4 protein-coding genes and 4 pseudogenes are annotated in these 7,774 nt (G+C 66.2%); 2 read left to right on the top strand and 6 right to left on the bottom strand.

Annotation, left to right across the window (positions count from 1 at the left end):
- Positions 1-240: 240 nt before the first annotated feature.
- Positions 241-561: a type II toxin-antitoxin system PemK/MazF family toxin gene (locus tag ACZ7GZ_RS41420; protein WP_360100665.1), complete on the bottom strand. Its 321-nt coding sequence runs from the start codon at positions 559-561 to the stop codon at positions 241-243.
- Complete coding sequence (locus ACZ7GZ_RS41415; protein WP_471032803.1) at positions 558-773, bottom strand: type II toxin-antitoxin system CcdA family antitoxin; 216 nt, start codon at positions 771-773, stop codon at positions 558-560. Before ACZ7GZ_RS41415 ends, ACZ7GZ_RS41420 begins: the two co-directional genes overlap by 4 nt.
- A gap of 575 nt (positions 774-1,348) precedes the next feature.
- Here ACZ7GZ_RS41415 and ACZ7GZ_RS41410 point away from each other — a divergent pair.
- The gene (locus ACZ7GZ_RS41410) at positions 1,349-3,634 is read left to right on the top strand and encodes a LamG-like jellyroll fold domain-containing protein (RefSeq protein WP_471032801.1); all 2,286 of its coding nucleotides are present in this window, start codon (positions 1,349-1,351) and stop codon (positions 3,632-3,634) included.
- Positions 3,635-3,741: 107 nt separating this feature from the next.
- Here the strand turns inward: ACZ7GZ_RS41410 and ACZ7GZ_RS41405 are convergent, their stop codons facing one another.
- Entirely contained in the window at positions 3,742-3,927 is a 186-nt protein-coding gene (locus ACZ7GZ_RS41405) for a hypothetical protein (protein ID WP_471032799.1), read from the bottom strand.
- 286 nt (positions 3,928-4,213) lie between these two features.
- Between ACZ7GZ_RS41405 and ACZ7GZ_RS41400 the strand changes: the two are divergent.
- Positions 4,214-4,354 (top strand): annotated as a pseudogene (locus ACZ7GZ_RS41400) (IS701 family transposase); the annotation flags it as partial.
- A 56-nt stretch (positions 4,355-4,410) separates the two neighbouring features.
- On the opposite strand, the pseudogene ACZ7GZ_RS41395 reads toward ACZ7GZ_RS41400, so the two are convergent.
- From ACZ7GZ_RS41395 to ACZ7GZ_RS41385, 3 pseudogenes are all read right to left on the bottom strand, one after another.
- Positions 4,411-4,608: pseudogene (locus ACZ7GZ_RS41395) on the bottom strand (IS110 family transposase); the annotation flags it as partial.
- A 1,665-nt stretch (positions 4,609-6,273) separates the two neighbouring features.
- Positions 6,274-7,439: pseudogene (locus ACZ7GZ_RS41390) on the bottom strand (IS3 family transposase).
- A 58-nt stretch (positions 7,440-7,497) separates the two neighbouring features.
- Positions 7,498-7,774, bottom strand: a pseudogene (locus ACZ7GZ_RS41385) (transposase); the annotation flags it as partial.

The raw sequence follows: 7,774 nt of genomic DNA, 5'->3' as shown, positions 1-7,774 counted from the left end.
CATCCGCATACCTCACACACCACGGGTACAGCCATCACCCAAGGCCCGTCAGGGACTTCGGAAGAGTTCACCCTGACGAGCCGAGGTCAGTAACGGAGGCGCTCACCAGCCACCATGCTGGCGCCGTCCGAGCCGCACTCGTCCCAAAAGTCCTGGACTCGCTGGCGGACGGACCCGGCGGCGGAGTGTTCGCCGGCCGACTTGGGCTGCCCGGCCTGTGATGCCGCGACGGTCTGCCGATCAGGTGAGGTCCAGGGTGACGCGCAGAGCGGCGGAGATCCGGTCCATAGTCTGTGTGTCGACGCTGCCGAGGAACTCGCCGGCCTGAAGGCGCTTGTCGGTCAGCGCGGTGAGGTCGACGGCGACGGCGGCCCCGTGCACCGGCTGGGATACGGGGATGGTGACGACGGTGTCCGGGGCCCCACGGGTCTCATCGATCATCATGCACACGGCGGTTCCGGGCAGGGCATCAAGAGCCGCATCTGACTCGACGATGACCACGGCCCGGGTCTTGGTGGCCAGCTGGACGCGCCAGACCTGGCCGCGAGCGAAGGCTGTCACGCGACGTCCTCGCCGAAGATGTCGGCGAGCTCTTCGGCGTCGTCCTGGGTCTTTTCGCGCCAGGTCCGCACTGCCTGCGCTGCGTCCCGTAGCTGCTGGGCGCGCAGTGCGTGCTCGATGTAGGCCGAGAGGTTGCCTCCAGGAGCGGTGGCGCGCGCGTGGGCGAGGAGGTCGTCCGGCAGGGTGACTGTGGTGCGCCTACGAGCAATCATACGATGGAGCATACACGAGTGAGACCACTGCGATGCATGGGGGTCAGATCGGACTGTCAGGTATTATCAAGTTGAGGAGCGGAATGCGATGATCTTGTTGTAGATCGTGGCAGGAGGGCCTGCTGGTGGACACGGCTGCCACCGTCGCACAAGGCCCGGTTCCCGCCGGAGGCGATCGCCCACGCGTCTGGCTATACCCCCCTTTCCCGCTGGCTTCCGTGGTGTGGAAGAGCTGCAGTTCGAGCGCGGCATTCAGCTTGTTCAGAGTGACCACCGATCCGGCATGCCTCGTTGGGGTCTGTCCAGTAAACGGTGGATCTGTCCACGCTTCCAGCGGCTGGTCCAGCGTTTGCGGCTGGTGCCGGTCGGGTCGGGGGACGTCACCGCGAGGTAGGCGCCCCGTCAGCACAGTCTCCGAAGCAGACATCCTGGCTATGTACTCGCTGGTCACAGGAGCACTCCTCCATGATCGGAGACACACCGATTTTCATACAGTCCCCCGGGTCCTGCAATTTGAACGACGCCTCATCCGCCTTAAGCTGTCGTGTCCTGCGACAGGGAGGACATGGGACACAATGCGTGTGCGTTCGGTGGGGGTCCGTGCGGCCGTCTTATCGGTGGCTGTGGCGTCGTTGGCCGGATTAGGAGTGGTGAGGGCGCCGTCGGCGGCTGCCCTGACTGCTCCGGTAGCGATGGTGGCGGGTGAGCTGCCGACGTGGCAGACCAATGGGATCGTATGGGCGATGGCCCAGAGCGGCGGGGTGGTCTTCGCGGGCGGTACCTTCTCGGCCGTCAGGCCGCCGGATGCGGCGGCCGGCAGCAGTGAGCGGCCGGTGGTCAATTTTGTGGCGCTCGACGCGGCGACGGGTAGGCCGGCGTCGTGCAAGCTGTCGTTCACGGTGGGTTCGGGTCTTGCGACGGTGCGGGCGCTGACGGTGTCGCCGGACCACAGGACGCTGTATGCGGGTGGGCGCTTCGGGGCGGTCAACGGCGTCGAGGTGAGCAATGTGGCGGCCATCGACGTTCGTACGTGCACGCCGAAGACCGGCTTCAAGGTGTCGGTGAACGCCACCGTGCGGGCGCTGGACGCCACCGACGACGCGGTGTATCTCGGTGGTGACTTCACCACCGTCGCCGGCCAGGCCCGCCGCTACTTCGCCTCGGTCACCAGCACGTCGGCGGCGCTGCGCCCGTGGAAGGCGGACGCCGACGAGCCCGGCCGGGCAGTCAAGGTGACTCCGGACGGACGCAATGTCATCCTCGGCGGCGACTTCTTCCACGTGAACGGTGCCGATTCACACGCCCTCGCCGTCCTCAACAGCACCAACGGCAACCTCGCCAAGAGGTATCCGGCGGGCTTCCTTGCCACCAACATGACGGTGAAGGACATCACCACAGACACCACCGGCTTCTATGCCGCCACCGAGAACTATTCCCGGCCTTTGGGCGGCCGTCGGCTCAGCGGTCCCATCGCGTACGACGGCCGGATGGCTTTCGATCTCGACGGCTTCAATGAACGCTGGCGGGACAAGTGCTTCGGCGCGACTCAGGCGGTCGAGGTCTATAAGGGCGTGCTGTATTCCGCCTCACATGCCCATGACTGCAGCAGAATGGGCCAACTTCCAGAGTTGTGGGAGCGCCAGCATCTGCTTGCAGAGCCGGTGAACGCACCCAGGCTGCTGGGCTGGTTCCCCGACACCAATGACGGGATCGGCGAGCACATCGGGCCACGGGTGCTGACCACCGCTTCGAAGAATGGCACCGCCTACATGTGGGTGGGCGGGGAGTTCACCACCGTCAACGGCAAGCCGCAGCAAAGCCTCACCCGCTTCGCCAGTGGCCCCGACACCACCGCCCCCTCGGCCCCGCAGGTCAGTGTCTCCAGCACCACACCCGGCCGGATCGATGTGCGCTGGCAGTCCAGCCTGGATCCGGATGACAGTAAACTGACCTACCGGGTCTACCGCAACGGCTCCCACACCCCCATCCACACCGTCACCGGCTCCTCCCTGCTCTGGATACGTCCGCAGCTGACGTTCACCGACACCGACATCGCCACAGGATCCGCCTACAGCTACCGAATCACCGCCAGCGACGGCACCCACACCAGCCACCTCTCCAAGCCCGCCAAGGTCACCGCGGCCAGGACGGCGAACCGCTACGCGCAGCGGGTCCTCGCTGACGGAGCCGACCTGTACTGGCGGTTCGAAGAGGCCGACGGCACCTTCGCCGCGGACAGTTCCGGTGCCGGCAACGGCGGCATCCACCGTGGTGCCTCCACACGCGGGATCATCCCCGGCGCGGTACCCGGCTCCAATGCCGCCGTCGTCTACCGCGGAACTGACGGGTACACCTATAGCGAGCGCCCCAGCCCCACTCCGACGTCGTACTCCCTTGAAACCTGGTTCAAGACCAGCACGACAACCGGAGGGAAACTCGTCGGTTTCGACAGCCGTACCTGGATGATGCGCAGTCGCCGCTACGACAAGCATGTCTACATGACGAACGACGGCCGCCTCGTTTTCGGTGTATACGCCGGTGGCGCCCGCACCATCAGCAGCAGGGCGGGCTTTAACGACGGCAAGTGGCATCACGTTGTCGCCACCCAGGGTCGTGGGGGAATGCAGCTGTTCGTGGATGGGACACTGCAGGCGAGAAATCCGCGAGTCGTCACCAGCGCCGATTATGCGGGCTACTGGCATGTAGGCGGAGGCCAGCTGGGTGGACTGGCCGGCTGGCCCAGCAGCCCGTCAAGCTTGTGCTTCGCGGGACAGATCGACGAGACCGCGATCTACCGCAGTGTGCTGTCTGCCGCGCAGGTGGCACAGCACCACAGCCTGGGTATGCCGAGGACGCTGTGATGTTGATGGGACGGACCTTGTAGTCGGAAAGCCGGTCTAGTAGGGACGTGCGTCTGGCCTGTGGCGCGCTGAAGGCGGTGGGCGCCTCGCACGCCCGGCACGCGGGATCAGCCGATGGTGAAGTCGCTCGGTCGGCGGGCGATCCGGACGACGCCCAGTGCTCCGGGGACGGCGTCGTGTACCGGGCCGGCAGCCGCTTTGGACGGGTAGTCGAGCTGGTGCCCGTTGAGAATCAGGGATGCCCCGTTGACGTGCCGGGCGAAGGGCTCGCCTGAGTGCTCCAGAGATTGCACTCTTGCCAGGATCTGCAGGAGTGCGGCCGCTTTGAGGTGTACGGGTCCGGTCGATGCCGCGTTTCATGGCGCGGGCGTAGACCCGTGCGACGGTGGCGTGGAGCGGTCCCTAGTGCTTCGTCAGGTTCTGGTTCTGTGGTCGGCAGGGCGCGGCCGCAGGTGGTGCAGGGGCCGGTCCAGCACCTCAGCAGGTCCTGTAAGGGCGTCGAAGACCTGGTAGAGGGTCAAGCAGCCATCTGAGCTCTGGGGCCGAGCCACCTAATACTCTAGTCCGGGTCTGGAGGCGATAGTCGAAGTCGACCAGTGGCACGGTGAGTTGGAGTCGGTGTTCGCTCGGGTGGCGGGCCGCTTTGCCCGGGTGGATCTGCGCCGGCGGATGCGGGACCATGTCCGTGGTCTGCTGGCGCCTGTGGGACGCAAGAACGGCCCGGACCATCCTGGCCGCGGCGCCGACGCCCACAGCGGCAGCCCGCCTCACACGCCGGCGACCGGGATCGGGTGATCCTTGCTGTCTCCGTGCTCGGTCAGCAGATCCGTGAGCTGGGTGAATCCAGCAGCGTCGTCGTTGATTCGCAGCTTGGCGAGCCGTGCTCCACCGGCGTTTACGAGCGCGACATCGTGGTGGTCTTCTGCCCAGTCCACCCCGCAGAACACCGGCACTGGTAACCCTGCGATTTCCATCATGTTCTCCCTGGTGATCCGCTGTTTCTACAGACCAGAGCCTGTGCAGGGTGCGCGTGCTCCCTAATGGAAGTGCTCGAGGCACAACATCCCACCAGCCGTTCGCACCCCAGCAAAGTGCACGGTCCTTCGTCTTCGTGAGAGCTCTCAGGCTCGCGACGCGATGAAAGGTGCCCCGTGCGGTTGGCTCAGGCCACGACCATCGAAGCGCTCGGTGTGAACCGCCTGGTGACGTGATCTGAACTGGGCCTGCTGAAACCCACTCGGAGGGCTTTTGTCGTCGCAAGAACGGTTCAGGCCGGAACCAGATCGCTCTCAGTAGAGGACTTCCTGCCCTGGTGGCGGATGAGATCTTCGTCCTGACCGGAACCGCTGCTGAAGCGAGTCTCGCGGTCTGTCGAAAGAGCTCTCACTCCGGATTCGGATAGCGATGACTCGCTTCGCCGCTCATTAGGTGGCGGACCGACCATGAGAGACGAGTCCTGCGATTGGTCGGTGCGTGGCCCGCATGAGCTCATCGACAGAAGAAGAGAGCACTGGGGAGGGGACCGACTTGATCTATTGCGGTATTGACTGGGTCGAGCACACCCATGACGTCGCCCTGGTCGATGACACCGGCCAGCTGCTCGCCAAGCGGCACATTTCGTTTAGATCATCAGATCGCTAGTCTGGTCTGTAGTTACTCTAACAGACGCGCAGTGGGCGTGGATCGAGCCGTTGCTCCCGGACCGTACGCCGAAGCGGGGCGGCCGCTGGCGGGAATACGGCCAGGTGATCGAGCCAGTCCACCGGCGTTGCCGCCATCTGCGACTTCGGTGCCGTTCCAGCGTGCCGGCCACACCTCGGCGTGGTGCAGTGGAAAGAAGGCATGATCGAGCACTCTGGATGTTGCGATGGCCGACAGCTACAAGCAAAGCGGCCCGTTAAGGCGCGAGCGGCGGCGGTGGACCACAACCAAGTTGCTGGGGCGGATCTTTGCCGCCCTGCTCGTAGGCGGGGTGGCTTTGGTGATGCTCTTTGCCACCCTTGGGGCGGTCCTCGAGGCAGTATGCCCATGAGACGGACAGGCCGAAGACACACACGTCGTCCACAAGTCGTTCTCCCTCAGCGCGCACCGCCCCGGTCCGCGCCTTGACATCCTCGCCACACTCAAGGAGGGGTTCGCCGCTGCTCCGGGTATCACCACGATCGACCCTCGCCGTGCTGACTCGTCTGGCCGCCACCCCACATCTCGGTTTCGTTGCTTACGGCCGCTGGACCCGCGAAGCGACCGAGTCGATGCCTCGGAGGCAATGCGACGGGCTTTCGACCAAGAGAACGGTCTCCACAGAGGCTATGCATGCTTGCCCCCCGTCCGGCAGTTGCTGGTCGCGGGCCAGAGCCACGGCAGTCGCAGATACATCCACGCCGACGACCGGCCCCACGACGGCGGCAAACCGCTGAGCCAGCCACCACGTCTGGTGTCCGTTGCCGCAGGCCGCGTCGACCAGTGGCAAGCCAGGACGGAGCAGGCCGCTGACCTGCTGGCGCCCAACGCGCCACTGCAGCTCTGGGTCGGTGTCCCACGAGGGGATATCCCAGCCGCCGGTCACGGACCAGTACCATTCCCAAGCGTCGGCCTCGAACGGAGTCTGGGGCTTTCTCCTTGACCGTGGACACCGGTTATCATGTGGCGATGGCCAGCGTAGTTGATCGCTGCTTGTAGGCGATCGGGCTGATCTGGGCGAGGCGGGTGTGCCTTCGCCGGGGTGTTGTAGCGGGTCGCCCATCGGAAGACCACGAGTCGGGCCCTCGCGCGCCCCGCGCCACCGCTTCCTCCCGTGGAGCGTCTCGCGTTTCATGGTCGCGTTTAGGGATTCCGCGGCGGCGATATCCGCGCTCCTGCCCACTGCGCCGCGCGATCTGATCACGCCGAGCTCCGCGCAGACCTGAGCGAACTCCTTCGAGACATATTGCGCCCCGTTGTCGCTGTGGAACACCGCGCCGCGCGGGCCGTCGGCGCCGCGGCAGCCGCAGCGGCCCTGAGCGCGTCGGTGACCAGCTCCGTGCGCATGTGGTCGACGGCCGACCAGCCTGCCAGCCGCTTCGAGCACAGGTCCAACCGTTGCCAAATACAGGAATTGACCGCCTCCGATCGGGGGCAGGTTATGTCGCCCACGTACTTGGTGTTCGGCGCCGGGGCGGTGAAGTCGCGCCGCAGCAGGTCAGGCACCGGTGTCGCCGACGGCTCGGAGACGGTGGTGCGGACCTTCTTGCGCAGGTGCACCCCGACGATGTCGAACTCATGCATGACGCGCTCGACGCGCTTGTGATTGACCCGCCTCCCGGTGTCCTTCAGCTCGGCGGTGACCCGCGGGACCCCGGAGGTGCCGTCCGGTTCCTCGTGAACTGGGCGATACGTCCGGCGAGCTCGGCGTCCGCCCGGGCCCGGGCAGCAGCCCGCACGTCCGCGCCGGCCAGCCACGCGAGACCTGCAGCATCCGGCACAGCCGCTTGACGCCGAAGGCGCCACGGTGATCCTCGACAACCTTCGAAGCGGCTGCTCACCAGCTGGTCTCGGCCACGGAATACTTCGCGGCCCTCCGCAGGATCTCCCCCTCGAGCTCGAGTTCCTTCACCCCCGCCCGCAGCTGCCGGTTCCCCTTCTCCATCGCGGTGGCCTCCACCACCTCGGGCCGGGCCGCGGCCTCCGCATCCCGGACCCAGATCCGCAGCGTCTCGTGGTTGATGCCCACGTCCTTGGCCACCGACGCATACCTCCCACCCGGACTGGCGTGGTACAGCGCGACGGCATCAGCCCGAAACCCAGGCCAGTACTTCGACCTCCCCAACGGGGACTCCTGCCCTATGGATCCTCACATGCGTGGTCGGGCGAGGTGGCTCGACGGTGAAGGTGCGTTGGTCGCGTATGAGCGCCCACAGCACGTCGAGGCGTCGCGGGGCGAGTGTGAGCACGGCCTGCTTGTGTGTCTTGCCTTCATCGCGTTTGCGCTGGTAGAAGGCCTGTGAGGTGGGGCAGCAGCGGGCGGCGACTTGGGCAGACAGGTAGAAGACACGTAGGAGTCGGCGGTGGTAGCGGCGGGGGCGGCGCATGTTGCCGCTGATCTTGCCGGAGTCCTTCGGGACCGGGGCCAGGCCGGCAACGCCGGCCAGGCGCCCTGCGCTG

It is taken from the genome of Streptomyces sp. NPDC037288 (genome assembly GCF_055603265.1).
This window is presented reverse-complemented; position numbering and strand designations above follow the sequence as displayed.